The organism is Brooklawnia propionicigenes, assembly GCF_030297015.1.
Lineage (GTDB): Bacteria > Actinomycetota > Actinomycetes > Propionibacteriales > Propionibacteriaceae > Brooklawnia > Brooklawnia propionicigenes.
On the sequence record NZ_AP028056.1, the window covers coordinates 2,006,002 to 2,030,401 of the forward strand.

Annotated in this window: 26 protein-coding genes; 14 read left to right on the plus strand and 12 right to left on the minus strand. The window is 66.8% G+C overall.

The window, feature by feature from the left end:
- Window positions 1-104 precede the first annotated feature (104 nt).
- Complete coding sequence (locus QUE25_RS09075) at window positions 105-710, minus strand: M23 family metallopeptidase (RefSeq protein WP_286264221.1); 606 nt, start codon at window positions 708-710, stop codon at window positions 105-107.
- A gap of 397 nt (window positions 711-1,107) precedes the next feature.
- Between QUE25_RS09075 and QUE25_RS09080 the strand changes: the two genes are divergently transcribed.
- The 5 genes from QUE25_RS09080 (at window position 1,108) to QUE25_RS09100 (ending at window position 5,068) form a co-directional block, all read left to right on the plus strand.
- Complete coding sequence (locus QUE25_RS09080) at window positions 1,108-2,202, plus strand: carboxylate-amine ligase (RefSeq protein ID WP_286264223.1); 1,095 nt, start codon at window positions 1,108-1,110, stop codon at window positions 2,200-2,202.
- A 42-nt stretch (window positions 2,203-2,244) separates the two neighbouring features.
- A complete protein-coding gene (locus tag QUE25_RS09085) occupies window positions 2,245-2,580 on the plus strand; it encodes a type 1 glutamine amidotransferase family protein (RefSeq protein WP_286264226.1) in 336 nt (111 codons plus the stop codon).
- Window positions 2,581-2,765: 185 nt separating this feature from the next.
- Window positions 2,766-3,644: a DUF6544 family protein gene (locus QUE25_RS09090; RefSeq protein WP_286264228.1), complete on the plus strand. Its 879-nt coding sequence runs from the start codon at window positions 2,766-2,768 to the stop codon at window positions 3,642-3,644.
- A 39-nt stretch (window positions 3,645-3,683) separates the two neighbouring features.
- Window positions 3,684-4,223, plus strand: coding sequence for an ArsR/SmtB family transcription factor (locus QUE25_RS09095; RefSeq protein WP_286264230.1), 540 nt, complete (start codon window positions 3,684-3,686; stop codon window positions 4,221-4,223).
- A complete protein-coding gene (locus QUE25_RS09100) occupies window positions 4,220-5,068 on the plus strand; it encodes a M23 family metallopeptidase (protein ID WP_286264233.1) in 849 nt (282 codons plus the stop codon). The genes QUE25_RS09095 and QUE25_RS09100 overlap by 4 nt, the downstream gene beginning before the upstream one ends.
- Before the next feature lie 54 nt (window positions 5,069-5,122).
- On the opposite strand, the gene QUE25_RS09105 is transcribed toward QUE25_RS09100, so the two are convergent.
- Window positions 5,123-5,782 (minus strand): SDR family oxidoreductase, encoded by a 660-nt coding sequence (locus tag QUE25_RS09105; protein ID WP_286264235.1) that lies wholly within the window; start codon window positions 5,780-5,782, stop codon window positions 5,123-5,125.
- A gap of 36 nt (window positions 5,783-5,818) precedes the next feature.
- A complete protein-coding gene (locus QUE25_RS09110) occupies window positions 5,819-6,448 on the minus strand; it encodes a TetR/AcrR family transcriptional regulator (protein ID WP_286264239.1) in 630 nt (209 codons plus the stop codon).
- A gap of 75 nt (window positions 6,449-6,523) precedes the next feature.
- Here QUE25_RS09110 and QUE25_RS09115 point away from each other — a divergent pair, with 75 nt between their 5' ends.
- The 5 genes from QUE25_RS09115 (at window position 6,524) to QUE25_RS09130 (ending at window position 9,412) form a co-directional block, all read left to right on the plus strand.
- Complete coding sequence (locus tag QUE25_RS09115) at window positions 6,524-7,210, plus strand: hypothetical protein (RefSeq protein WP_286264242.1); 687 nt, start codon at window positions 6,524-6,526, stop codon at window positions 7,208-7,210.
- 37 nt (window positions 7,211-7,247) lie between these two features.
- A complete protein-coding gene (locus tag QUE25_RS14855; protein WP_425332769.1) occupies window positions 7,248-7,439 on the plus strand; it encodes a GntR family transcriptional regulator in 192 nt (63 codons plus the stop codon).
- Window positions 7,440-7,940 carry a hypothetical protein gene (locus QUE25_RS09120; protein ID WP_286264244.1) on the plus strand — a complete coding sequence of 167 codons (501 nt, stop codon included), beginning with the start codon at window positions 7,440-7,442 and terminating at the stop codon, window positions 7,938-7,940. It abuts the gene before it with no gap.
- Between the two features lie 84 nt (window positions 7,941-8,024).
- Complete coding sequence (locus QUE25_RS09125) at window positions 8,025-8,792, plus strand: DsbA family protein (protein ID WP_286264247.1); 768 nt, start codon at window positions 8,025-8,027, stop codon at window positions 8,790-8,792.
- Window positions 8,792-9,412: a vitamin K epoxide reductase family protein gene (locus QUE25_RS09130; RefSeq protein ID WP_286264248.1), complete on the plus strand. Its 621-nt coding sequence runs from the start codon at window positions 8,792-8,794 to the stop codon at window positions 9,410-9,412. Before QUE25_RS09125 ends, QUE25_RS09130 begins: the two co-directional genes overlap by 1 nt.
- Before the next feature lie 106 nt (window positions 9,413-9,518).
- Here QUE25_RS09130 and QUE25_RS09135 read toward each other — a convergent pair whose 3' ends face one another.
- From QUE25_RS09135 to QUE25_RS09145, 3 genes are read right to left on the minus strand one after another with little or no spacing between them, the layout of a single operon-like run.
- A complete protein-coding gene (locus QUE25_RS09135; RefSeq protein WP_286264251.1) occupies window positions 9,519-10,250 on the minus strand; it encodes a CE1759 family FMN reductase in 732 nt (243 codons plus the stop codon).
- The gene (locus QUE25_RS09140; protein WP_286264253.1) at window positions 10,247-10,786 is read right to left on the minus strand and encodes a MarR family winged helix-turn-helix transcriptional regulator; all 540 of its coding nucleotides are present in this window, start codon (window positions 10,784-10,786) and stop codon (window positions 10,247-10,249) included. Before QUE25_RS09140 ends, QUE25_RS09135 begins: the two co-directional genes overlap by 4 nt.
- 12 nt (window positions 10,787-10,798) lie before the next feature.
- The gene (locus QUE25_RS09145) at window positions 10,799-11,983 is read right to left on the minus strand and encodes an LLM class flavin-dependent oxidoreductase (RefSeq protein ID WP_286264254.1); all 1,185 of its coding nucleotides are present in this window, start codon (window positions 11,981-11,983) and stop codon (window positions 10,799-10,801) included.
- Window positions 11,984-12,245: 262 nt separating this feature from the next.
- On the opposite strand from QUE25_RS09145, the gene QUE25_RS09150 reads away from it, so the two are divergent.
- Complete coding sequence (locus QUE25_RS09150) at window positions 12,246-13,295, plus strand: glycosyltransferase family 4 protein (protein ID WP_286264256.1); 1,050 nt, start codon at window positions 12,246-12,248, stop codon at window positions 13,293-13,295.
- Window positions 13,296-13,441: 146 nt separating this feature from the next.
- Here QUE25_RS09150 and QUE25_RS09155 read toward each other — a convergent pair whose 3' ends face one another.
- From QUE25_RS09155 to QUE25_RS09165, 3 genes are read right to left on the minus strand one after another with little or no spacing between them, the layout of a single operon-like run.
- Window positions 13,442-15,073 (minus strand): ABC transporter permease, encoded by a 1,632-nt coding sequence (locus QUE25_RS09155; RefSeq protein ID WP_286264258.1) that lies wholly within the window; start codon window positions 15,071-15,073, stop codon window positions 13,442-13,444.
- A 3-nt stretch (window positions 15,074-15,076) separates the two neighbouring features.
- Window positions 15,077-15,883: an ABC transporter ATP-binding protein gene (locus tag QUE25_RS09160; protein ID WP_286264260.1), complete on the minus strand. Its 807-nt coding sequence runs from the start codon at window positions 15,881-15,883 to the stop codon at window positions 15,077-15,079.
- Window positions 15,880-16,896 (minus strand): ABC transporter substrate-binding protein, encoded by a 1,017-nt coding sequence (locus tag QUE25_RS09165; RefSeq protein WP_286264263.1) that lies wholly within the window; start codon window positions 16,894-16,896, stop codon window positions 15,880-15,882. Before QUE25_RS09165 ends, QUE25_RS09160 begins: the two co-directional genes overlap by 4 nt.
- Before the next feature lie 251 nt (window positions 16,897-17,147).
- Here QUE25_RS09165 and QUE25_RS09170 point away from each other — a divergent pair, with 251 nt between their 5' ends.
- Genes QUE25_RS09170 through QUE25_RS09180 form a run of 3 tightly spaced genes read left to right on the plus strand, consistent with a single transcriptional unit; the run spans window position 17,148 to window position 19,922 of the window.
- A complete protein-coding gene (locus tag QUE25_RS09170; protein WP_286264265.1) occupies window positions 17,148-18,569 on the plus strand; it encodes a ferredoxin reductase family protein in 1,422 nt (473 codons plus the stop codon).
- Between the two features lie 13 nt (window positions 18,570-18,582).
- On the plus strand, window positions 18,583-19,065 hold the full coding sequence (locus tag QUE25_RS09175; protein ID WP_286264267.1) for an FMN-binding protein: 483 nt from the start codon (window positions 18,583-18,585) through the stop codon (window positions 19,063-19,065).
- Complete coding sequence (locus tag QUE25_RS09180; protein WP_286264268.1) at window positions 19,062-19,922, plus strand: FAD:protein FMN transferase; 861 nt, start codon at window positions 19,062-19,064, stop codon at window positions 19,920-19,922. Before QUE25_RS09175 ends, QUE25_RS09180 begins: the two co-directional genes overlap by 4 nt.
- Here QUE25_RS09180 and QUE25_RS09185 read toward each other — a convergent pair.
- From QUE25_RS09185 to QUE25_RS09195, 3 genes are all read right to left on the minus strand, one after another.
- Window positions 19,845-20,888, minus strand: a complete 1,044-nt coding sequence (locus QUE25_RS09185; RefSeq protein WP_286264270.1) for a sensor histidine kinase — start codon at window positions 20,886-20,888, stop codon at window positions 19,845-19,847. The genes QUE25_RS09180 and QUE25_RS09185 overlap by 78 nt on opposite strands.
- The gene (locus QUE25_RS09190) at window positions 20,885-21,565 is read right to left on the minus strand and encodes a response regulator transcription factor (protein WP_286264271.1); all 681 of its coding nucleotides are present in this window, start codon (window positions 21,563-21,565) and stop codon (window positions 20,885-20,887) included. The genes QUE25_RS09185 and QUE25_RS09190 overlap by 4 nt, the downstream gene beginning before the upstream one ends.
- Before the next feature lie 132 nt (window positions 21,566-21,697).
- Entirely contained in the window at window positions 21,698-24,394 is a 2,697-nt protein-coding gene (locus tag QUE25_RS09195) for an ATP-dependent DNA ligase (RefSeq protein ID WP_286264273.1), read from the minus strand.
- Window positions 24,395-24,400: the final 6 nt, after the last annotated feature.

Below are 24,400 nucleotides of genomic sequence, written 5' to 3' on the forward strand. Positions count from 1 at the left end.
ATGAGACCGGGGCTCACGGCTGACTAGGGTCGAAGCAGACCGGGACCGCAAGGGGTCGGGGCCGAAAGCAGACCCGGGCCGCAAAGCAGACGAGGGCCGCACCCTCAGGCGTCGATGATCTCGCCGTTGCGCGGCAGGGTGCCGTTCAGCGTGAAGGGGACCGCGATTGCGCGCTCGACGTCCAGTCGGTCGATGACCTGCAGATGAAGGTGGGGCTCGGTGCTGTTGCCGGAATTCCCGCAACGCGCGAGGGGGTCGCCGGCGTCTACCTGCTGACCGACCTGCACGCGGATGCTGCCGAGCTGCAGGTGGCAGAGGGCGACGATGCCTCCACTGGTTTCGATCATGACGTGGTTGCCCGCCAGCCCGGCCCATCCTGCGGCGACCCGGCGACGTTGAGTGAGCGCGTATCCGACCGAAGGGATGCCGCGGTACGCGGGATGGTCGGGCTGGGAATCGAGGGCGGCGACAACGGTGCCGGTCGCCGGTGCCAGTACGGGTCGTCCGAAGCCGGTGAACAACGCGGCGGGCTCGGGCCGCAGGAGCGACGAGACGGTGATCGGGGCGGAGCGTCCGAAGTCGTCGACGGGAACGAAGTCGATCGCGTAGGCCGTGGCGAACAGGGTCGTGCCGTGACTGGGCACGTGATTGGCGGGGCTGTTCTGCGTCAGCCAGCGTCCCTTGAAGGGATAGCTCAAATCGGCGCCCACAGGCATGATTCCTCGCTTTTTCCGGAGCATGAACCACGATATCGGGCGCAGCAACCGGTTCTGGGAGGTGAATCGGTGGACACCGCCGATCTTGGGTCGGATTGTCTGCAGGGGGTGCGGACAACCCGACCCAAGTTCGGTGCCCGGCTAGCCTGAGCGCGCCGACGACACCGGCGATCCGGACATCGCACGACCCCGTCGGTTCTTCCTTGACACCGGGCGTCCACTCGATCGGATCGCTGTAATCATCGGATCGTTGTAATCTCTGCGCCGTCCGCTCGTCCGTGGGACGCTTGACCGCAATACCGACCAGTAAGTAAGTGCGCGAGGTCACGGACCCGGTCTTGTCTCCGGCCGGTATGGCGGCCACGCGAATGGTCATCCGAAAGGACCGGACATGACACCCAGCCGGCGACGCCAGTTCGGCGTGGAGGAAGAGTACCTCCTCCTCGATGCCAAGACCGGACGACCGACCGACCACGCGGCCGCGCTGATCAGGTCTCTTCCCGATCACCGCGAGTCGGCCGACCGTGAGTTCTTCGCCAGTCAGTTGGAGACCGCGACCCCGGTCTGTGAGGACGCAGCCGAGGCCGAGGCGATACTGACCGAGTTCCGAGCCGAGGCATCGTCCGCGGCGGTTCCGCTGGGCATCGTGATGGCCGGCACCGGACTGCCGCCGGTCGGCGGCGATGAGCCGGGAACGGTGACGCCCAAGGAGCGCTATCGGATGATCCGGGCGGAGGCGCGCAGCGCCGCCGACCATCAGTACGTGACCGGGACGCATGTGCACATCGAGGTGCCCTCGCGCGACGCCGGAGCCGATGTGCTGCAGCGCCTGGCTCGCTGGGCGCCCGCGCTGATGGCGCTCACGGCGAACTCGCCGATCTGGTGCGGAGAGCCCACCGGCTTTGCGAGTTGGCGCTACATCATGGGCCTCAACTGGCCGATCTCGGGCTACCCTCCCGAGTTCTCGAACGGCGATGAATACACCCGCGCTGTCGAGCGACTCATCTCGACCGGCGTCCTCATCGATTCCGGCGCGGTGACCTGGCTCGCGCGGCTGTCCCACAACTTCCCGACCATCGAGTTGCGTATCGCCGACGCGCAGCTTGAGCCGCGGGATGCTGTTGATTTCGCCACTGTGCTGCGGGCGATCGTCGACCAGGGGCTGCGGGACGCCGAAGCGGGCATCGAACCACCGCGGATCCTGCCCGGATTGGTGAACGGCGCGATCTGGTTGGCTGCCCGCAACGGACTCGGGTCCGAAGTCGTCGACCCCTTGCACGGCGAGGCGATTCCTGCCTTCGCTCTGCTCGAGCGCATGGTAGACATCCATGAGGCCACGCTGTCCGCTTTCGGTGATCTGGACAGAGTGCAGGGATACCTGGATCGCCTGCGCCGCCAGGGGAGCCCGGCGGCGCGACAGGTGGCGGCCTTCGACCGCGGCGGAGTCCCGGGGCTTGTGGACCTGTACCGGTCCGGCTCGGATTAGCGTGCGCATCCCCAGCCCGATCCCTCACGGAAGACAGTCATCGTGACCAAGCGCATCCTTGACGTCGTCACCAACGTGGCGCATTACGACGATCCGTCTCACCCAACCGGCCTGTGGCTGTCCGAACTCACGCACGCCTGGCAGGTCTTCGAACAGCGCGGTTTCGAGCAAACCATCGTCAGCCCGCAGGGTGGCCACTCACCCTTGGAGCCGCGGTCGCTGAAGTTCCCGAACGACGACGCGACTGCCAGGGCATCGCGGGCCGATCCGGCCCGAATGGCACTGCTCGAGCACACCGCTCGTCCTGACGAGATCGATCCGGCGGACTTCGACGCGATCTACTTCACGGGCGGCCACGCGGTGATGTTTGACTTCTGACTCGGGCCATGCCCCGGCAGGGGCGACAGCCCAAGCCGGAGCCGAGTCACGTTCGGCCGGAGTTCGGCTCCGGACCCGTTGCCCTGCGCTCTCGTCCCAGTTCGAGCGAACTCCGAGGCACGGCGACCCTCGTCTTGAGACACGGGCAATCTGGTGTTGGCCCCGGATGACGCCATAGTGAATGCATGACAGGTCACGCCGCATCCCGACTCGTACTGGCCGGGTCGGCAGCACTGCTGCTGGTCGCCGGAGTGTACGGCTGGCGCCGGTACGGTCCGCGATCACACGCCTCCCGGTTCCGCCGCGCGGTCGCCGATCTGCCCACCTCGTCGGACCCGGCGCACATCGTGACCGAGGACGATCTGGCCGCGCTGCCTCCGCAGGTTGCGACCTACCTGCGGCGCATGGGAGCGGTGGGAAGCCCGGTGGCCGAGGAGTTCCGGGCGCGGTTGCGCGGTCGCATCCGCAGCGGTCCCGACCAGCCGTGGATGCCGTTCGTCGCCGAGCAGGTGAACTCGTACCAGCCAACGGTGGCGCGCTTGTTCCACATGCACGCGACCATGAAGGGGCTGCCGGTCGATGTGCTGCACCAACTCATCGACGGCCGCGCCACGATGCGCGGCCTTGCCTTGTTCATGGTTCCGGTGGTCGACGCCGCCGGCCCGCAGATGGACCAAGCCGAGACGGTCACGTTGTTCAACGACCTGTGCCTGTTCGTCCCCTCGGCGCTGCTGACAGCGCCCGTGCAGTGGGAGCCGGTGGACGAACACACCGTGCGTGCGACCTACTCCAATGCGGGCCACACCATCACTGCGCTGCTGATCTTCGACGAGGCGGGTGACCTGGTCGATTTCGTCTCGGACGACCGGTCGATGGCTTCCGGCGATGGGCGCACTTTCATCCCGATGCGCTGGTCGACGCCCGTCGGTGAGTTCACCCAGCGATCCGGCCGGCGTCAGTTACTGCAGGGCGAGGCGCGGTGGCACGCACCCGGCGGTGACTTCAGCTACATCGAGATGTACGTCGATGGATTGGAGATCCAACCAGTTAGTTCGTCCGAATAAGCGTTTGTACGAAGAATCGTTCTAACGTACTATCGTCCCATGAGCGAAGACATGGAGATGCTACAAAGACACGTGCAAGCGCTGGACGAGCGCGTCGCTGCGTTGGAAGCAGCACCCGTCCGCGTCGCGGCTCAGGAGGCGTCGTCGCCGATCGATGAAGGTGACACCTTCTGGGCGCTGACCGGGTTGCGTTCGCGCCTGCCAGAGGATCCTTCGACGGCCGCGGGAGAGGTGATGCTGGTCGGCTCGCTGACGCTCCCGACGGGAGCCGAGGTGTCGTGGCAGCAAGGTCTCGGCACCCAGGGACTGCTCGAGACCGACTGGTCGGACCAGTCGTCGGTGCTCGGCGCGCTGGGCCATCCGGTACGCCTCGAGTTGCTGCGGCACATCTTGCTGGGCACCCACGCCACAGCCGACCTCGCGGAGATGGAGTCGCTCGGAACGACCGGGCAGCTGCACCATCATCTGCGACAGCTGGTCGCCACCGGATGGGTACGCCAGAGCGGACGCGGCAGTTACGAAATCCCGGCCTCCCGCGTCGTGCCGCTGCTGGCCTGCTTGATCGGAGCGCAACGATGAAGCGCGCAATCCTGGCCCTGTATCGGGTACGTGGTCCGGTCTACGGCGTGGCGGCGGTGATCCTGGTCGGCAATCTGATCGTCGGCTCGTCCTTATCGTCCGAAGGCATTCGTCAGGTCAGGGCGGTCATGGTTCTGGCGGCGTTCATTGCGTTCGTGACGTGCGTCGTGCTCGCGTTCCTCGCGCCGCGGCTGCTTCCGGTCGCGCCGACGCGCACTGTGCACGCGCCGGTGAGGGGCCGATGGATCGCCCTGAACAGTCCCGCCACACGGGTCCCCAGCCATGGGCTGCGAGCCTACGGGCAGGCCTACGCAATCGATCTCGCCTACGAACCCGCCGAGCACACGCGTCCGGCGTTCGGTGGTGAGCCGATGCGCGCCGCCCAGGAATACCCGGGTTTGGGGCAGCCCGTGCTGGCGATGATCGACGGCACGGTCGTCAAGGCATCCGACTGGCGACGTGACCACCGGGCACGCTCGAACCTGCTCGGCGTCGTGTACCTGCTGGTCGAAGCGGCGATCCGGGAGCTGGGCGGGCCGGGCTTCGTGATCGGCAACCAGGTCACCATCCGCGGTGACGACGGCGTCTACGCCACGGTTGCGCACCTGCAGCGCGGATCGCTGACCGTCGGCGTCGGCGAGCGGGTGACCGCGGGCCAGCGAATCGGCAACTGCGGCAATTCGGGCAACAGCACCGAACCCCACGTGCATGCCCAGCTGATGGATCGCGCCTCCCTGTGGACCGGGCAGGGCGTGCCGATGGCCTTCCGCGCCATCAGCCTGGACGACCAACCCGAGCCCATCGATGGCTTGCCCCGCAACAACCAGCACATGACCGCGATCTAGCGGCATCGCGGCGAGCCTGTGATCCCGGACGAGCGCTACAGCTTCGTCCGGGATCTACGCCGCGTGCAGTGCCTGAGCGATCTCGGTGTCTCCGTCTGCAAAGTCGATCTTCTTGCCGATCGTCTTGTTGTCGGTGAGCGCCGCGGCGATCGCGCGGGCCACGTTTCCCCGCGAGGTCGGGCCCCGGACGATGTCGCCACCGTTGGCTCTGGCCGCCCGGATTCTTCCCGTCGGCGCTTCGAGGGTGAGCATCGACGGCCCCAGGATCGTCCAGTGCAGCGCGGATTCGCGCAGGTACTCGTCCGCGGCGGCCTTGGCCTGCGCGTAGGGGTAGAAGGAATCGGCGGGGTTGACGCCGTGGTCCAAGCTCGCGCCGGCGTACGACACCATGATGTAGCGCAGGACGCCGGCCTGCTCGGCAGCGTCGATGGACCTGATTGCCGCGTCCCGGTCGACGGCATAGGTGCGTTGCGGATTGCCGCCGCCGGCACCGGCCGACCAGATTACGGCGTCGGCGCCCGCGAAGGCTGCCGCGAACTGATCGCGGGAGGCCGACTCGACGTCGAGGACCAGCGGGGTGGCGCCCGCGGCTTCGACATCGGGAATCTGGTCCGGATTGCGGATCACCGAGGTCACCTCGTCCCCGGCCTGGCGCAGCAGCGGCGCGGTGAGCAGTGCGACCTTGCCGTGCCCACCGATGATCACAGTCTTCATGGCCCTTCCCTTCGTCGATCGTGCCTTTCTGAATCTCTAGCTGCTGGCCGCCGGCGTGATCGTGGCTGCGACCATTTCGACGAAAGCGTCCAGGCTTGTTCGAGCAATGTCGTCGCGGCGATGCGCCAGCCAGGAGGACGTAATTCCCGCCAGGCCTGCGATCAGAATATCGGCCAGCGTGTCGGCCTCGACGCTGCAGCGAAAGCCGCTGTCCGCCAGGAAGCGCTCCAGTTGCGCGATCACCTGGGTGTGATATCTGGCGTAATCGCGAGCGGGCAGCGCAGCCAACTCGGGGTCTCGTAGACAGTGGGCGGTGAGTTCGCTGAGCACCAGACACCACTGCGGATCGGCTTGAACAGCCGTCCAGTAGGTCGCGACCACTGCACTCAGATTCTCCTCGGCAGTCAGCGCGGGATCGAGGGCCGACCATGCGTTTTCCAGGCTCTCCTGGAGATCGCTGTCGAGGATCAGGCGGAACAGCTCGGCCTTGCTGTGGAAGCAGTAGTGGAAAGCGCCCAGTGGCATATCTGCCTGGGTGCAGATCGCCCGCGTCGTCGCTGCCGCGACGCCTTCGCGGCGCATCACCTGGAGGGCGGCCGAGACCAACAGCTCTCGTCGGTCGACCATGCTCATCCGTCCAGGAGATCCGGCATCCCGCTCACTCATGATGCCAGTCTACGGTAATCGGTCGTATGTCCAAGTCATTTGAACGAGACAGATGAACAACATAGCGTGGCTGCCATGTCATGGGGAATGTTCGCGGCGATCGCGGGGCTGGGGGTCGCCGGCCTGGATCCGGTCGGCGCGCTGATCTTGACCACCGCAATAGCGTCGGGGGCTCGTCGCAGCGCAGTGCTGGCGTTCTTCGCGTCTTCGTTGGGTGTGACGGTGCTGGTTGGGGTCGCGCTGGGGGAGTCGGTGCAGCGACTCGTCGATGTCGTCGTCAGCCTGATCCAGGTGCCCGACCCTGCCCGTTTCTGGTTGCAGCTCACGGCCGCGGTCGCGCTGACCGTCTGGGCGGTGCGGCGCTATCGGAACCGGAACCAGTCGAGTCCGTCCCAGTCCCGCCGCGCTCGAGGATCGTCGATGCCCGCGATGCTGGCGGCGGGCACTGCCTGGGGCATCGCTGCGCTCACCGACCCCACCTTCTATGCAACCGCGGCTCTCGCCGGGCAGTCTCGGGGGATTGTCGTTCCCGCCGTTCTGGTCATGGTCTGGTTTCTCATCAGTCAGCTGCCGCTGCTCGCTGTCACCGTCACCTACCTGATCAACTCCGAGGGCCCCGCGGTCACCAGACTCGTCGCGCTGACCAAACGCCTTTCCATGGCACTGAGCCATGTGCTGACCGCCCTCCTCGCGTTCGCGGCACTGCTGCTTGCAGCCAGCAGCGCCACCTATCTCGGCACCGGGCTGTTCCTTCCGCTCTGAGAACATCATCAGCGGCACCTAGCCGATCAACTCACGCATTCCCAAAGAAGACGAGTTGATGGAGCTATTCAGCGTGGGCAAGTCGACCGTGCGAGAAGCGGTCCGCTCGCTCAGCTACATCGGCATGCTCGTCCCGATCAGGGGCGTCGGCAGCTATGTGAGCTCTCTGCCGGCAGCGAGCTGCATTGGCGAGTGCCTTACACTGGCAGCAGACTTCGGGAGGGCATAGGTGAGACGAGCGCGGCTGCACGGCGTCGGAGGAGCTGTCCTCCTGGCGTTGGTGGGGCTGCTGTCCCTGAGTACCCCGCTGTCGCGAAGCATCCTGTCGGGCACCCTCCAGACCTGCATCACCGAATCCCGCGGCGTCGCGTGGCTGGGAATCCACCTGCGGGTGCTCGTCGAAAGCCCCGCCTGCCCGGGCGGTAGTTATGCTCCCGGCCCCCATTTCAGCGAGGTGGGCCACATCTCGGTAGCACTGTCGAGTTCTGCGTTGCTGGCCGGGCTGGTCGCGCTGGCATGGACGATGGGCCTGGCCCTGTGGGCGCGACGCTCGCTGCGCGCCGCGCGGGCGTGGCTCGGCCATCGGCTTGGTCTGGCCGCCGAGTCACCGGTCATCGTCGTCGACTCCCCGGTGCGGGCACCGCTGGAAGGACATGTCAGCAACCTTCGGGGTGCGATTCTTGGCTGCCTTCGGCATCGTCGCGGCCCACCGGCGCTGGCGCCGGCCTGACGATTCACTGTTCACTCCTCGATGTGAACCCTCGTCGGGCCTGCCCTCGTCCGCCCAGCCCGACGTCGAAAGTGAACCAACTCCATGAGCAAGACCAAGAACGTTTCCAAACCACCTGCCGGCGGCACCAGCCGCCGCGAACAGCTCCGCCAGCAGCAGGCCCAAGCCGCGCGGGAGCACAAGATCCGAACCTGGACGACCATCGGCATCGCCGGTGTCGTGCTCGCCCTGATCGTCGGTGCCGTGATCTGGGGCATCACCAACAGCAGTACAGGTACGCCGTCGACCGCGAGCCGCGACGTCGCCACCCAGGACTACGCACTCGTCATCGGCGAGCAGGACGCTCCGGTCACGATCTCCATCTACCAGGACTACATGTGCCCCTACTGCGGGCAGTTCGAGCGCGCGAACCGCGATGACCTGGAGGCCTTGGTGGCCGATGGCACCGCAAAGGTCGAGCTTCATCTGATGAACTTCTTGGACCCCCAGTCGCAGGGCACCAACTTCTCCACCCGGTCGGCCAATGCGCTGGTCACCGTAGCCAATGCGGAACCCGAGTACGCGATGGCCTTCAATGCCGCCATCTACGACAACCAGCCCGGTGAGGGAACCAGCGGCCTGAGCGACGACGAGCTCGTCGCGTTGGCGCGCGGGGTTGGCGTCAGCGACGCAGTCAGCGCGACGTTCGCGGATCTGGCCAATGCCGACTTCGTGAACGGGTCCAACGCTGCCGCGTACGCAGCCGGGATCAAGAGCACGCCAACGGTCAAGATCAATGGTGAGGACTTCACCGGCTCGCAAATCTTCACCGCCGGTGCGCTGAAGTCGGCCGTCGAGAACGCGGCCGGCTGATGAGCGAGCTTTTCGAGCGGGTCCACCGATTCAGGCAGTCCAACGGCTGGATCTTCGGGTACATGCTGTTTTCGTCCTTGATCAGCCTGACCGCGTCCTTCGTGCTGTCGGTGGACGCGCTCGAGCTCGCCAGGAATCCGGGCGCCGACCTGGCGTGCAACATCAACTCGGTGATCAGCTGTGGCACCGTCGGCGCGACCTGGCAGGCGAACCTGCTGGGCTTCCCCAACGCGTACCTGGGGTTGATCGCCGAGCCGGTGGTGATCACGATCGCGGTGGCCAGTCTCGCCAAGGTGAAGTTCCCGCGGGGGTTCATGCTCGCCGCCCAGATCGTCTACACGATCGGCCTGGTGTTCGCCTACTGGCTGTTCTATCAGTCGATGTTCCACATCAATGCGCTGTGCCCGTGGTGCCTGCTGGTCACGCTGTCCACCACCCTGGTGTTCAGCTCGCTCACCCACGTGAACATCCGTGACAACAACCTCTTCCTCCCGCCGCGGGTGCAGAATGCACTCGCCTCGGGGCTGCGCATGGGGTTGGACGGGCTGATCGTGGTGTTGTGGCTGACCTTCATCGTGCTGGCGATCCTGCTCAAGTACGGCGCCGCGCTGTTCGCCTGATCGGGCTGACCGCTGCGTCACTCTGGCCTTTGCGTCCCCGGTCTGTTGGGTCGGACGGGCCGGTGGGCCGTACGCGCTCGGCCGCTCGGCCGAAGCGCGGGTGCTGTCAGCCCCGATCGACTCTCGACCCGCCGGTGGCCAGCCGCATCAGGTCGGTGTCCAGGTCGATGCCGAGTTCGGTACCTCCCGCACTGCCGTAGCCGTGCTGGTAGCTCTGCCACGACTCGTCCTTGATCTTCCCCGCGAAACCACTCTCGACCAGCAGGACGAGCTCGAAGGCCGCGCGATCGATCCGGGAACCGAGCTCGCTCGAACTCCAGTCCTCGCTGGCGGCGAAAATCGAGGTCGGCGCTACCAGGGTGCGCAGATAGGCGAACAGTGGCCGCATCTGGGCGTCGATCACCAGTGCATGCCGCGAACTGCCGGCAGTCGCGGCCAGCACCACCGGTTTGCCGATCAGCAGATCGTTGTCGAGGATCTGGAAGAACGACGTGAACAGCCCGCTGGGGCCGGCCTTGTAGACCGGGGTGCTGACCACCAGACCATCGGCCGCGACCAGGATCTCGACCGCCCGGGTGAGCCCCGGACCGAGCAGCTGGGAGACCATGGCAGTGGAGATCTCGGCGGTCAGCTTGCGCAGGTCGATCGTCTCGACCAGCACCTGCTCGCTGCGAGCCTCGGCCAGCCTGCGGACGCGCTCGCCGATCCGATCGGCGAGCATCCGGGTCGATGACGGATCGCTGGTGCCGCCGCTGACCACGGCGATGCGGTACGGCGGCCGACGGGTATCGGGGCCGGCCATCATCGCCTGATGAGTGGAATCCAGGGGAGTGTTCATGATGCGTCCTTCGTTGTCTTCACGTTCCTTGGACGAGCAGCCGGCCGGCGTGTCGGCCTGCCGGCCTCGTCCGATGGCGATCCGCTCGCCGGTTGACCCGGGCCCCGGGCGGCGAGCTTGCCGCACAGCCGCTCCAATTCGTCCATCTCGGCTTGGCTCAGCCGGCTGGTGACCGCCTGCGCGACCTCGACCGAATGCCGGCCGCCGACCTCGCGCTGTTTGGCGCGGCCGGCCTCGGTCAGTGAGATCCGCACGCCGCGGCGGTCCGCCGGATCGGCCACCCGGCTCACCAGCCCCCGGGCGGCCAGCCGATCGACCATCCGCGACAGCGCCGGTTGGCTGAGCAGCACCCGTTCGTTGAGTTCGCTCAGCCGCATCGGGGCGGCACACTTCGACAGCGTGTACAGCACGTCGTATTCGCGCATCGACACGTCGTCCCAGGTGTCCGGGGTACTGAGCTGCTTCATGATCACCGAATGAGCGGTCAGCAACGCCTCCCACGCGTCGTTGGCCAGGTGCTTGGTGGATCGCTCCATCTCGGCAACTCCTCAGTGCAGGCCGGGGTAGCTGGCCGCAGTCGTGCTGTCCTGGTAGGGCGAACCGCCGGTGACGTTGTCGCCGCGGTTGGCGTTCGGACGCGGCTGCCGGGCGGGCTGGTCGCCATACTTCGCCTTCACCAGGGCCTCGTGGGTCGGCGCCTCGGCCGATTCGGGATCCTTGCGCGATTCGAACTCCTTGCGCAGCGCCGGGATCACCTCGCCACCTAGCAACTCGAGCTGGTTCAGCACGGTCTTCAGCGGCAGTCCGGCATGGTCGATGAGGAAGAGCTGACGCTGGTAATCCCCGAAGGTGTCGTGGAAACTCAGTGTCTTCTCGATGACCTCCTGCGGGCTGCCCACGCTCAACGGGGTCGCCTGCATGAAGTCCTCGAGCGAGGGTCCGTGACCGTAGACCGGGGCCTCGTTGAAATACGGACGAAACTCCTTGATCGCATCCTGGGAACGCTTGGCGATGTAGGCCTGTCCACCGAGCCCCACGATGGCCTGCTTGCGGCTGCCGTGACCGTAGTGCTCGAAGCGCCGCCGGTAGAAGTCGACCAGCCGCAACGAGTGCTCACTCGGCCAGAAGATGTGGTTGGCGAAGAAGCCGTTCCCATAGAACGCCGCCTGCTCGGCGATCTCCGGGGTGCGGATCGAGCCGTGCCAGACGAACGGCGGGACATCGTCCAATGGTCGCGGAGTGGAGGTGAAACCCTGCAGCGGAGTGCGGAACTCGCCCTCCCAGTCGACCACGTCCTCACGCCAGAGCCGGTGCAGCAGGTTGTAGTTGTCCAGCGCCATCGGCAGTCCCTTGCGGATGTCGGCCCCGAACCAGGGATAGACCGGCGCGGTGTTGCCCCGGCCGAGCATCAGGTCCATCCGGCCCTTCGACAGATGCTGAAGCATCGCGTACTCTTCGGCGATGCGCACCGGATCGTTGGTGGTGATCAGGGTGGTCGCGGTCGTGACGATCAGCCTCTGGGTGGTCGCCGCGATCGCAGCCAGCAGCGTGGTCGGCGACGACGAGAAGAAGGGCGGGTTGTGATGCTCGCCAATGGCGAAGACGTCCATCCCGACCTCTTCGGTCTTGCGCGCGATCTGGGTCACGGCGTCGATCCGCTCCGCCTCGCTGGGCGTGTAGCCCGAGACGGGATCGCGGGTGATGTCGCTGACCGAGAAGACTCCGAACTGCATCTCCACTCCTCGTGGGTTGGCCGAATTCATGCGTTTGCATCTAATGGAACCGATCAGCGCCCCGAACTATTCCCGTCCTGGCGAAGTCACAGAATGGGGGGTGACATGCGACCGGGAGTCGATCGCGATGCGCGCGAGGGCCTCCGAATCCGCATGGCCTGCTCCCCGGGCCAATAGGATCGTTGTCATACGACGACTGCACAGATGCGGGAGAAGGTGGCATCGGGGCCGCTGGGCAGCTCGTCGGGAGGCGGACGCGAGGATGAAGCAACGAATTGGCTTTGCCCGCTGGCGCAGCGATCTTGCCAGTGGAGGCAATCGATACGACGACGAGTTGGCGGTGGCGCTGCGGGCGCTGGGGCTGGACGTGCGTGAATATCCGGTCCCCGGGTCTTGGCCCGTCCCCAAGCAGCAGGAGCGGGAGCGGCTGTCGGGGCTGCTCGCCGCCGAGCAGGACTGGCTGATCGACAACATCATCGGCTCGGCAGAACCGGAGGTGATCAGTGCGGCGGTCGAGTCCGGACGACGGGTCACGATGTTGATCCACTACTTCCCGGCCGACGATCCGGCGTTGTCGCAGCGCGTTCGGAAGAGGCTCACCGCGACCGAGGCGCAGGCAGTCGAGGCCGCGGACACGGTCGTGGTGACCAGCTCGTGGGCGGCCGATCAGGTGGCCGCACGTTATGGGCGTGGCGATGCCGTGGTCGCGATACCTGGAGTGGCACCCGCCGAACTGGCCATCGGCTCGGCACGCGCCGGCAATCCGCCGATGCTGTTGTGGCTGGGCAGGCTGACCCAGACCAAGGATCCGCTGACCTTCATCGCAGCCTTGTCTCGGTTGCAGGATTTCGAGTGGACCGCCCAGCTCGTCGGGTCGGACAAGGTGGACGACGATCTCAGCCGCGAAGTCCGCGAGCGCATCGACCAGGCCGGGCTGTCCTACCGAGTCACGGTGCTGGGCCAGCGCTCCGGAGACGCCCTGGAGTCGGTCTGGGCGAAGGCCGATCTGCTGGTGCACACCTCAAGGACCGAGACCTACGGGATGGTCATCACCGAGGCGCTGGCACGGGGCATCCCCGCCATCGTGCCCGCCGGCACCGGGGCCGTCGAGGCGCAGGGCGTCGGCGAGAGCTTCCCACCGGGCGATGCCGATGCGTTGTCGGCTGTGCTGCACGGCTGGCTGAGCGATCCCGAGTTGCGGCAACGCTGGCGGGACGAGGCCGAGAAGCTGCGCTTGCAGCTTCCCACCTGGGCCGACACTGCGCGCATCGTCGCAGCAGCGCTGCCGGCGGGGGCTTCGACGGTCGGCTGACAGCCGAGGCCGGCAGGACGAGGCGACTCGCGTGACTGGGTGGCCTGCGTGAAGGGGGCAAGCCCCGTGATGGGGCAAACCTGCAGAACGAGGCAGTAGTAGGACGAGGCAGTCCGCATGACGAGGGCGACGCGCTCGGCGGGAACTCACCAGCGCATCTGCTCCGGTGCCACCACCGCCAGGACCCGCCGCTCCACTTGCTCGACCAGCGCATATGACACCAGAGCGATCATTGTGACGACGACCACCGTCGACCACAACGAGGTGTACCGGCTGGTCGCCGCGTCCACCGCCATCATGTTGCCCAGTCCGGTTCCGGTGGCCAGCCACTCCGCGACGGTCGCCGCCAGCAGCGAGGTCGGCGCCGCGATCCGTGCCGAGGCGAAGAAGGATGGCGCCATCGCGGGCAGCCGGCCGAGTATCAGCACCCGGGCCGGCGGGGTCGCGTAGGTCGCGAACACCTCGGCCACCTGTCCCGGCAGCTGCCCGAGCCCGTACAGGCACGAGACCAGCGTGGGAAAGAACGTCATGATCGCCACCACGACTGCGGTCCCGAACGCGCCTCGGCCGAGGGCGGCGACCAGCAGGGGAGCGATGGCGATAACCGGCACGCAGCGCAACGCGACCGCGACCGGGGTCAGGGCCTGACGCGTCCGCGTCGACAACGAGAATGCCGTCGCGAGCAGCACACCGGCCAACAACCCGGCGAAGTATCCGGGGATCGCGACGGCCGCGGTCTGGCCGACGGCGGTCAGCAGGTCATCGCGATGCTCGGGCGCCGCCGGAGCGGTCACCAGCCACTCCCACACCTGCGCGGGACGCTTGGCGAAGTAGGGATCGAGGCCGAGCAACCCGAACAGGCCAACCCAAGTGCCGATCACCAGCACGGACGCCACGACCACTCCACCGGCAGCCTGCAGCGACCGCCGCCACCACGACCGCCGCCGGTCCGATCCGGGAGGCGCCAGCAGCACGGTGGGCTGTTCGGTGGTCAGGCGGCGCGCCAGCTGCGAGACGGCCAGGTAGCCGATCAGCGAGACGGCCGTGCTGAGCAGCATCAGTGCCCACAGGCCATCGGTATCCAGGCTGCGCAATGCGAGGATCGACAGCACCCCCAGCCCGCGCTCGGCACCGGTGAACTCGCCGACCAGGGCACCGAGGAAGGCAGCGGGCACACTGGCCTGCAATCCGGCCATCAGATAGGGCAGCGCCGCCCGTGCCCGGATGGTGACCAGCGTCGTCCAGCGTCCCCTGCCGTAGCAGGCGGTGAGATCCAGCCACGACCGCGGCACCGCGCGCAGCCCCACGAGCAGCGGAACCAGCGACAGATAGTAGACCGCCAGCGCGGCCAGGGTGATCTGCGGGCCGTCCCCGAACCCGAAGACCAGCCGCAGCAGCGGCCCGAGCGCAACCAGCGGGAGACAGTAGACGACCAACGCCAGCCGCAGCACCAGCCGCTCCAACCCCGGCAGCAGCACCACCAGCAACGCCAGCGCGACCGCAGCCAGATTGCCGATCAGATAGCCGAGAAAGGCCTCACGAGTGGTGAACCATAGCCCGCGGAAATAGACCTCGGCGTTGTCCACGAGCTTGACGGCGACACCCGAGGGCACACCGACCAGGTGCCGGCCGGCGAGAACGGTGCGTCCGGCCAGCTCCCACGCGCCGATCACCAGCGCCCAGCCCGCGAGCGTCCGGGCCGCCGCGGGAAGCCGGGACGGCTTGCGCCCGGGCTGCTCGACCTCGGGGCGCACGCGCGGGCTCGTCTGCACGACCATCTGTCAGCTGCCGCTTTCCGCGTACTCGTCGACGCCCAGCAACGCCCCGATCCGCTCGACCAGGCTGGTGAATCGTTCGCTGTGCAGCTGCTTCATCTGCCGTGGACGCTCCAGGGCGACCGGCAGATCGGCGATGATCGTCCCCGGCCTCGGCGACATCACCAGCACCCGGTCGGCAAGCAGCACGGCCTCGGGAATCGAGTGAGTGACCAGCAGGGTCGTGGTGGCCGTGCCCGACCACAGCGGTGGCAGCTCGATGTTGAGGCGCCGACGGGTGAGTTCGTCGACGGCCCCGAACGGTTCGTCGAGCAGCAGCAGCCGCGGCTCGGTGATCAGGCAGCGGGCGATCGCCGCCCGCTGTCGCATCCCGCCCGATAGTTGCGCCGGCCGGACGTCCTCGAAGCCACGCAGCCCGACGGTGCTCAGCAGCTCTGCGATCCTGACGTGATCCACCGGCTGCCGGGCCAGCCGCTGGGCCAACGCGACGTTGGCCGCGGTGGTGCGCCACGGCAGCAGGGAGGCGTCCTGGAAGGCGATGGCCAGTTCGCCTCGCTTGCGCACCGCCTGCGGCTCGTCGTCGCCGATGCTCACCGATCCACCGGGGTCGGGCTGCTCGAGCCCGGCGATGATCCGCAGCAGCGTCGACTTGCCGCAACCCGAGGGCCCGACCAACGCCGTGAGCGAGCCGGGAGCAAGGCTGAGATCGAGCGGCTCGAGGACCGTCAGCCGATCGCCGCCGGTGCCGAAGTGCTTGCCGACCGCGGTACATCTGACTTCCGGGGCGGGCGCACGAGTCTTCGTGATACTCACGCGGTGGGACCGTTCTGGTACACCTCGTCGAGGATCGACCGATCCCACAGCCGCTCGTCGGCGCCCTCGATGCCGAGCAGGTCGAACAGCTTCAGGTTCTCGGCGACCTGCTCATCGGTGAACCAGGCGAATCCGAACTGGTCGGTGAGCTCGGAGAACATGATGTCGAGCTGGACTTCGGCCTGTCGCAGCTGGGTGGGCAGGTCGAGTCCGGCGTCCGGATGGGCTCGGACGGTGAGCTCGGCGGCGCCTTGCGGGTCGTCGCGATAGGCCTGCCAGCCCCGCGCATCCCCGCGTACCAGCCGGAGGATCTGGGCTCGCTTGCGCTCGTCCTCCAGGCTGGAGCGCAGCACGGTGTAGGTCTGGCTCATCGGGTTGTAGCCGAAGTCGGCGAGCAGCATGGAGTGGCCTTCGATGCCCTGAACCGCCAGCGCCACCGGCAGATCGTTGTAGAAACAGAAGATGCCGTCGACCTGGCCGGCGGTGAGAATCGCGGGGTCGTACTGGCTGGGGACGAACTGCACGTCGCCCTGCCCGAGTCCGTTCACCGTGAGGAATGCGGTGAGTCCGGGAGTGTCGGTTCCGGCAACCCCGATCTGCTTGCCGATCAGGTCTTGGGGTTCGCGCAGCGGTGCATCGGCCAACGACAGAATCGTTGCGGGGCTCTTCTGGTACTGCGCGCCGATGATGACCAGGTCGGCTCCCTCGGCATTGGACCGGGCAACACCGTCGGCCGACGAGATGTTCATCAAGGCGGCGCCGCTCACCGTGTTGGCATCGCCGGCCACGTTGGGCCCGCCGGCCGCCAGCCTCACCGTCAGGTCTTCGAACAGTCCGCGATCCTGAGCGATGTAGGTGCCGCCGAACTGCACCGAATGCGTCCACGACAGCTGGTAGGTCACTTCGGACGAGCCGCCGGAGCCGGGGTTCTCACGACCGCAACCGGCCAGGCCGGCCAGCAGCAGTGCGCTCAGCCCGCCGAAGGTGCGGCGGGTCATCGTGATCGGAGTCATGCAGCCTCCCAGGGGTCGCATCATGCGTTGAGACCGGACCGGCTTGCGGGCCCGTTTTGCGAGCCTATCCTCACCCCGGACCACCATCTGCTGCTAACAACGCCAGATGGCTGCCGACCCGGCGCGCCGGGGGTAGGGTCCGGGCCGTGTCGATCGGCGAAGCTATGAGTTACCTATGGAGTTCTTGGGGGATGGCTGAGGGGGGCCTTTTCTTGGAGAAGTCTTAGACCCCGGAACCAAACATGGTTGCCATGACAGCGATCCACGAACGCAGTTCAAGCCTGACACACTTCCCGACCCCGGCACATACGGCGACGCTTCGAGCAGCGCAGGCATGGCAAGCTGCCGGAGTCGTCGTGATCTGGCTGACCAGCTTGTTCGTTGCGGCGTTGTGGGTGGCCGGCGGAGGTCTCCAGGCAACGATTGGAGGTGGGGCCGAGGCGCTGATATCCGCTGGTCGGCTCACCGGACTGGTTTCTGCCAATCTGCTGCTCTATCAGGTCTTGCTGATGGCCCGCGTGCCGTTGTTCGAGCGAGCCTTCGGTCACGACGCCTTGACCCGGGCGCACCGGTTGACCGGGTTCTGGTCGTTCTGGCTCTTCCTGGCCCACGTTGTGTTGACCGTTGCCGGGTACGCGGCCGGCGCGCTGATCGGCTTCTTCGACCAACTTGCGCAGATGGTCGTGCAGTCGGTTGATATGACCCTGGCCGTAGTCGGCACGATACTGATCGTCGGCGTAGTGGCCTTGTCGATCCGACGCGCACGCCGGAGGCTGCGTTATGAATCGTGGCATCTGCTCCACCTCTATGCCTACCTGGGAGTTGGGCTTGCGCTGCCGCATCAGCTGTTCTCGGGGGCCGACTTTCTCGCTTTCCCGTGGGCCGCTGCCTATTGGTGGGCCTTGTGGGCAGTGGCGGCCGGCTGCGTTCTCGTCTTTCGCCTCGGCGCCCCGTTGGCACGATCGATCCGCCACCGCATCCGCGTCGAGTCGGTCACTCCCGACGGTTCCACCGGCGTGTGCGTGCAGATGTCGGGACATCGTCTGGACCAGTTGGATGTCCGGGCCGGTCAGTTCTTCGTATGGCGTTTCCTCGACGGCCCGGGGTGGACCAGAGGGCATCCGTTCTCGATTTCGGCGCGACCATCGGACGATCGATTGACGATCACCGCCCGCATCGTCGGGGACGGTACCCAGCGGCTGACACGTATGGCACCAGGCACATCGGTGCTGGTTGAGGGACCTTACGGACATCTGACCGGCGATCGGCGCCGCGGACACAAACTCCTCATGCTGGGCGCCGGCGCAGGAGTCGCCCCGCTCGTCTCCATCCTGCAGGAACAGCCATACGAGCCGGGGCAGGCGACTCTGGTCACCCGCGATAGCCGTCCAGATGAGGCGTTGCTGACCACCTCGATCGACCAACTCGTGGCTCAGCGGGGGCTCACGCACGTCGCGATGATCGGGCCGCGTTCGCGGCGAACCTCGTCCTGGCTTCCGCGGAGCTGGGAGCAGTGGACCGGACCCGAGCTGCTGCAGCAGCTCGCCCCGGGGTTGTCGGACTACGACATCTATCTGTGTGGTCCGGGGCCGTGGATGAGGAGTCTGAGAAATGACTTGGAGTCCTTGTCGGTGGATCCGGGTCACATTCACTCCGAAGACTTTGATATCTAGGAAAGGCTGAGTCATGAAACGGATTGCATACGCATCGCTGGCCGCACTGAGCGGGGTGGTTCTCCTCGTGAGCTACCGCGCCTCGATCAGTAGCGCCCTCTCGAGTTCCCCGGGTACCGCCACGGCAAGCAGTCCCCAGACCACTTCCAGTGCGTCCGGCAACGTTGACCCGGGCGTCTCAGCCGAGTCGGCCACAACATCCTGCTCCGGCCTGGTCGACGGCACCTATCAGGGTCAGTCCGTCTCGACTCGTTACGGAGACGTCCAGGTACAGATCGTTGTCGAGAACGGGACGATCACCGCAGCGGACGCCATCACGTATCCATCCGAAAACTCCCGCGATCAACAAATCAACTCAGATGCCATCCCCAAGCTCACCAGCGAGACGCTGTCAGCGCAGAGCGCCCAGATCGACATGATCTCGGGCGCGACCTATACCAGTCGCGGATACCTCGAGTCGCTGCAGAGTGCTCTCGACCAGGCGCAGTGCGGATGAGCGCCGGTGACCCTCGGCCCGCCGACTTCCGCCGGAGCGTCAAGGTCGAGCAAATCATGGGTACGGCGGTCAGCATCCACGTGATCACGGCTGCCGAGAGCGTCGCCGGGGAATCCGTGGCCGCAGCGATGGGACGCGTCGGTGCCCGGCTTCACCAAGTCGATCGCGTCTGCTCGCCGTTTCTCGAGAGCTCCGACATCTGCCGTATCGCTCGAGGAGACCTTGGGTTGGCAGACGCGGATCCAATGATCGCAGAGATCCATCGCGAATGTCTCGACGCGAGAGCGCGCACGGGCGGACTCTTCGATCCGTGGTGGAAAGGCTGGTTCGACCCAACAGGAATCGTCAAAGGCTGGGCGGTTGAAAGGGTCGTCGAGCAGGAGCTGGCGCCGCTGCTGGAGATTCGCGATGTTGCGGCCGTGGGCGTGAATGCAGGCGGTGATATGCAGCTGCTCACAGCCGAGGACTCGCCGTGGGTGTGGGAGGTGGGAATCGTGGACCCCAACGATCCCCGGCAAATGGCGGCGAGGTTATCGGTGACCAGTGGCGCGATCGCCACCTCGGGCATCGCCGAGCGAGGTGATCACATCATCGATCCGCGCACCGGTGGAGCTGCACACGGGATCGCATCGTCGACTGTCGTGGCGGACCGGCTCACCGAGGCCGATCTGTGGGCCACGACGGCGATGATCGCGGGCTTTGATGATCTGGACTGGATCGCCACCGCCGGCACTCGCGCGGGCCTGCTGATCGCCTCCGATGGACGGGTTCGCCGGTGGTCAGGTGGCACTCGGATCTTGGCTGATGGGGCCGGCTTGGAGCGATTCGGCCGCTTGCCGCAGGCGGCGTCCGCCTGACTGGGGCAAACGCAATAGGAATGTCGTTCCGGTGGCCGACGTCGATTCCACGGCGACGGTTCCGCTGAAGCGCACCGCGACATCTCGCACCAAGGCCAGGCCCAGACCGAAGCCGCGTCGTCCGGTCTGCTCGTGCGCATGTGAGAACCGCTCAAACACCGCCCCCGGGGCGATGCCGGTGATGCCGGCGCCCTCATCTCGCACGCGGACTTCTGCCATGGCGCCCTGAGTCGACACAGACACCGTCACGGTCCCGCTAGCAGGAGAGTGCTGAATCGCGTTGTCGATCAACGCCACCACGCAGCGCACCAGCGTCACCTGCGGCACGAGGACCGTCGGCGTGGACTCGGCGGTGACCGCGATCACGATCTGTGATGCCGACGCCAGCGCCTCCAGCGATCCGGTTGCTTGCTTCACAGCATCGACCACGGACACCGGTGTGTCCATTGCGGTTTCGGATCCTTCAGCGCTGAGAAGTAGATCATTGAGGATCGCAGCCATGGAGTCGGCGTCGGCGTGCAGGCGTTCGACGATGTCAGCAACCGGCTGTCCACGAGCCAGGCGACGCTCCAGCGTCTGAACCCGGCTGCTCAGCACTGTCAGCGGAGTCCGCATTTCGTGGCTGGCGTCGGCAACGAAGTTGCGTTGCAGTCGCAAGGCTTCAGCCAGAGGCTGCACGGCACGTCGAGACGCCAGCCAGCCGACAGCGGCTGTGAGTACGACCCCCAGCAGGCCAAGCATGATGACGAGCAGGACCACCTGGTCGACATCGACAACCAGCGCCCCCTCGCCCCGCTCGCCGCCGGGACCCTGGTGCTCGCCCTGCTCACGCCGCGAGCCGATACGGATCGCCCAAATCAAAATGAGGACGCCGGCGATCGTAACGATCGCCGTTGTCACCCCAACCCACAAACCAACAGATGCCGCGGCCCGGCGGACTCGAGTGCCATCTTCGTTGGCGGTCACGGCAGATCTCCCAATCGGTATCCCTGCGCTCGAACGGTCTCTACCAAGTCTTTGCTTGTCTTCCTCCGCAGATAATGCACATATGTGTCCACGGTTCCGGGCGAGTCGTCTGGTTTGAACACCGACTGCAGGATCTCCTCGCGGGAGAAGACATGCTCGGGACTCGAGCTCAACAACTCGAGCAACTGATTCTCGGTGGCGGTCAGCGAGATACGGGTGCCGAAAGGCGAGTAGATCGTCATGGTGTCGGGCGTGTAGACCCAATCACCCACGTAGCGCCGGCGTCCCTCAGCCGCGTACCCGCGTGTGAGTGCGCGCAATCGGGCCAGCAACTCCTCGAACTCGAACGGTTTGACCAGGTAGTCGTTGGCGCCGCCGTCCAAACCGGAGACCCGGTCCTCGAGGGTGCCGAGCGCGGTGAGCATCAGGATCGGGGTGGTGATCTGGGCACGGCGCACGGCCGCGATCAACTCCAGGCCGCTCATTGCCGGCAACCGCCGGTCCACAACCATCACGTCAAAATGGCGGTTCAGACTCTTCTCCAGGCCTTGCTCGGCGTCGGGTACATGATCAACCGTGTAGAACTCGGACAAGACTTCGACGAGCATCTCGGCAATATCCGGATCATCCTCAACGAGTAGGAGTGAGGCGCCCCGCGCGCCGGACGAGTCGACCATGATCATCCTCCTCGTGGTGCGAGCCTCACCGGATTGTCGCACTCCGGACGCGCCTTAGGCGGATCCGGTGCCACGACAGAAGCTGAGGCTAAGTATGCAGGGTCTTCAGCCGGTAGCCGATTCACTGAGGGTTCATGGCGTGGGCAGTGCACCGGCACCTTCCCAGCGAACATCCGAGGCCGACAGATCTGGACGCCAACCCCGCCAACTGGGCGCGCGCAGCCGCCCCTGCGGGGTCAGCTCGGAGTAGGCCACCTCGCCGACCAGAGTCGGGGTGACCCAGCGTGCGTCCCGCCGGTCCGCGTCCGGGATCCTCGCCACCGGTGGGGTCTTGCGTTCGATCCCGGCAAGCGTCCGCGCGATGTCGTCGATGTCGCCGGGGGCGATTCCCGAGCCCGCGCGCCCCAGATAGTGCAGCTCGCCGTCGGCGCCGGGCACCGCCACCAGCAGGGAACGCAGCTTGCCGTCGGGGCCGGTCCGCCAGCCGATCACGATGACAGACTGATCGGTGCGCGGTTTGATCTTGATCCATTGCTGGGAGCGGCGTCCGGGGGTGTAGATGGAGTCGAGGCGTTTGGCCAGCACACCCTCCAGCCGCTCCGCGCGGGCATGCGCGATGGCCTCGTCCAGGCTGCCGTCGAATGCCGGCGGCACCCGGACGCGTTCGGTCGGGCTGATGGCGGTGGCGAGCAGCTCGCGGCGTGCGCGGTATGGGGTGCGCATCAGGTGGTGCTCGGTCCCATCCAGGGTGAGCGACAAGATGTCGAAGAGCATCAAGGTGACCGGGGCCTGATCGGCCAGCCGCGGTGCGACCCGCGGGTCTGCCTTCATCCGGGGCTGCAGCAGCGAGAAATCGGGTCGTCCCCGAGGGTCGAGCGCGACGATCTCGCCGTCCAGGATCGCGGCTTGGGCGCCGAGATCGTCGGCGAGTTCGCCCAGCTCGGGATAGAGGTCGGTGATGTCGTTGCCGTTGCGTGAGACCAGCCGGACGCGGCCGCCGGCGACCGCGCAGATCGCGCGTACCCCGTCCCACTTCATCTCCAGCGCCCACTGTTGCGGGTCGTGCAGGTCGGACGGTGAACCGAGGCTGGCCAGCATGGGGGCCGGGAGCCGGTCGGGAGGCGGAGGCTGCGGGGACGCGTCGGGTTGGTGGGACGAGCTGGGCTGGTTGGACGAGTCGGGCTGGTGGGGCTGCGGGGACGCGTCAGGTTGGTCGGGCGGTGCGGGCTGGTCAGGCGGTGCGGGCTGGTGGGATGTACCGGTCTCGGGGGATGAGCCGGCCTCTGGGGATGAACCGGCCTCCGGGGACGAGCCAGCATCCGGGGACGAACCGGGCTGGTCCTTCTTGAAGATCAGCAGCCAATGGGACTTCTCGCCCTGCCCCTGGGTGCGGATCAGCACGTAGCGGCGCGGAATCCCGCCCAGGCCGCCGGTCTTTCGTCCGTGCAGCACGACGATGATCTCGTCGTCGCGCCACTTCTCCACCTCGATGGTGCCGGCGTCCCAGATGGTGACCGAACCGCCGCCGTACTGGCCCTTCGGGATGATCCCCTCGAAGCTGCCGTATTCGAGGGGGTGGTCTTCGGTCTGCACGGCCAGCCGGTGATCGTCGGGGGCCAGCGGCGGCCCCTTCGGCACCGCCCACGACACCAGCACGCCGTCGCGTTCCAGCCGGAAATCCCAGTGCAGACGGTGCGCATGATGCTCTTGGATGACGAAGGTCGGAGCACCGCTGGCCGCTGCCGCGGCGCTCTTCTGGTCCGTCGAGCTGCTGCTGTCTACCGGGCCGCCCTTCTGGTCCGCCGGGCCGCTCGCATCGTCCGCCCGCCCGCCCTCGCCCTCACCAGGCTCGGCAGGCACCGGCTCCGGAGTGGCGTCGGCGTCGCGCTTCTCGCGGTAGCGGGTCAGCTTGTCGGTGCTGCCGGGAGCCTGGTCGAACACCCAGCCCTGGTCTGCGATCGGATCGATGCCGGAGGCGACCCGTTCCAGCACCTCCCGGTAGTCGAGCTGGGCCAGGTTGGGCCGCTCGAGTTCGTCCCAGGTACGGGGCGCGGCCACCGTCGGATGCATGCGACCGCGCAGCGAGTAGGGGCAGATCGTCGTCTTCGCGGCATTGTTCTGCGACCAGTCGATGAGCACCCGCCCCTCGCGCAGGGTCTTCCGCTGGGTCGCCACGACCAGGTTCGGCATGGTCTCTTCGAGTGACAGGGCAAGTTGCTTGGCCACCGCCGAGGCCTGCTCGCTGGTCGTCCGGCCATCCAGCGGCGCGTACAGATGGATGCCCTTCGAGCCGGAGGTCACCGGCACGGCGTCCAGCTTCATGCCCTGGAAGATCTCGCGGATCGCTTGGGCCACCTCGACGCACTGCGGCAGACCGGCCTCGGGGCCGGGGTCCAGATCGATGACCAGGCGGTCGGGGTTGCGCGGCGCGCCGTCGTCACCGAAGCGCCACTGCGGCACATGGATCTCCAGGGCGGCCAGCTGCGCGAACCAGGCCAGCACCGCGGCGTTGTTGGCCAGCGGGTAGACGTTCGTCCGTTCCTTGTGGACGATCTGGCCGGTCGGCACCCAGCCGGGGGCGCCGTCCTCGATGTCCTTGCGGAAGAAGACCTGTCCGGGCTTGTCAGGGGTGCCGACCCCGTCCACCCACCGCTTGCGGGTGGCCGGCCGCCAGGCCGCCTGCGGTACCAGCACCGAGGCGATCTTGAGGTAGTAGTCGATGACCTCGCCCTTGGTGGTGCCCGTCTGCGGGTACATGACCTTGTCGAGGTTGGACACGGCGAGCGTCACTTCGCCGACCTGGATGGTCTGGGTCTTCTTGGCTGCCATCAGTCC

Excerpts from the sequence above, each read along its gene's own strand:
- QUE25_RS09080 (WP_286264223.1), top strand. The coding sequence starts at position 1,108 with ATGACACCCAGCCGGCGACGCCAGTTCGGCGTGGAGGAAGAGTACCTC.
- QUE25_RS09090 (WP_286264228.1), top strand. The coding sequence starts at position 2,766 with ATGACAGGTCACGCCGCATCCCGACTCGTACTGGCCGGGTCGGCAGCA.
- QUE25_RS09095 (WP_286264230.1), top strand. The coding sequence starts at position 3,684 with ATGAGCGAAGACATGGAGATGCTACAAAGACACGTGCAAGCGCTGGAC.
- QUE25_RS09100 (WP_286264233.1), top strand. The coding sequence starts at position 4,220 with ATGAAGCGCGCAATCCTGGCCCTGTATCGGGTACGTGGTCCGGTCTAC.
- QUE25_RS09105 (WP_286264235.1), bottom strand. The coding sequence starts at position 5,782 with ATGAAGACTGTGATCATCGGTGGGCACGGCAAGGTCGCACTGCTCACC.
- QUE25_RS09110 (WP_286264239.1), bottom strand. The coding sequence starts at position 6,448 with ATGAGTGAGCGGGATGCCGGATCTCCTGGACGGATGAGCATGGTCGAC.
- QUE25_RS09115 (WP_286264242.1), top strand. The coding sequence starts at position 6,524 with ATGTCATGGGGAATGTTCGCGGCGATCGCGGGGCTGGGGGTCGCCGGC.
- QUE25_RS09125 (WP_286264247.1), top strand. The coding sequence starts at position 8,025 with ATGAGCAAGACCAAGAACGTTTCCAAACCACCTGCCGGCGGCACCAGC.
- QUE25_RS09130 (WP_286264248.1), top strand. The coding sequence starts at position 8,792 with ATGAGCGAGCTTTTCGAGCGGGTCCACCGATTCAGGCAGTCCAACGGC.
- QUE25_RS09135 (WP_286264251.1), bottom strand. The coding sequence starts at position 10,250 with ATGAACACTCCCCTGGATTCCACTCATCAGGCGATGATGGCCGGCCCC.
- QUE25_RS09140 (WP_286264253.1), bottom strand. The coding sequence starts at position 10,786 with ATGGAGCGATCCACCAAGCACCTGGCCAACGACGCGTGGGAGGCGTTG.
- QUE25_RS09145 (WP_286264254.1), bottom strand. The coding sequence starts at position 11,983 with ATGCAGTTCGGAGTCTTCTCGGTCAGCGACATCACCCGCGATCCCGTC.
- QUE25_RS09150 (WP_286264256.1), top strand. The coding sequence starts at position 12,246 with ATGAAGCAACGAATTGGCTTTGCCCGCTGGCGCAGCGATCTTGCCAGT.
- QUE25_RS09155 (WP_286264258.1), bottom strand. The coding sequence starts at position 15,073 with ATGGTCGTGCAGACGAGCCCGCGCGTGCGCCCCGAGGTCGAGCAGCCC.
- QUE25_RS09165 (WP_286264263.1), bottom strand. The coding sequence starts at position 16,896 with ATGACTCCGATCACGATGACCCGCCGCACCTTCGGCGGGCTGAGCGCA.
- QUE25_RS09170 (WP_286264265.1), top strand. The coding sequence starts at position 17,148 with ATGACAGCGATCCACGAACGCAGTTCAAGCCTGACACACTTCCCGACC.
- QUE25_RS09175 (WP_286264267.1), top strand. The coding sequence starts at position 18,583 with ATGAAACGGATTGCATACGCATCGCTGGCCGCACTGAGCGGGGTGGTT.
- QUE25_RS09180 (WP_286264268.1), top strand. The coding sequence starts at position 19,062 with ATGAGCGCCGGTGACCCTCGGCCCGCCGACTTCCGCCGGAGCGTCAAG.
- QUE25_RS09190 (WP_286264271.1), bottom strand. The coding sequence starts at position 21,565 with ATGGTCGACTCGTCCGGCGCGCGGGGCGCCTCACTCCTACTCGTTGAG.
- QUE25_RS09195 (WP_286264273.1), bottom strand. The coding sequence starts at position 24,394 with ATGGCAGCCAAGAAGACCCAGACCATCCAGGTCGGCGAAGTGACGCTC.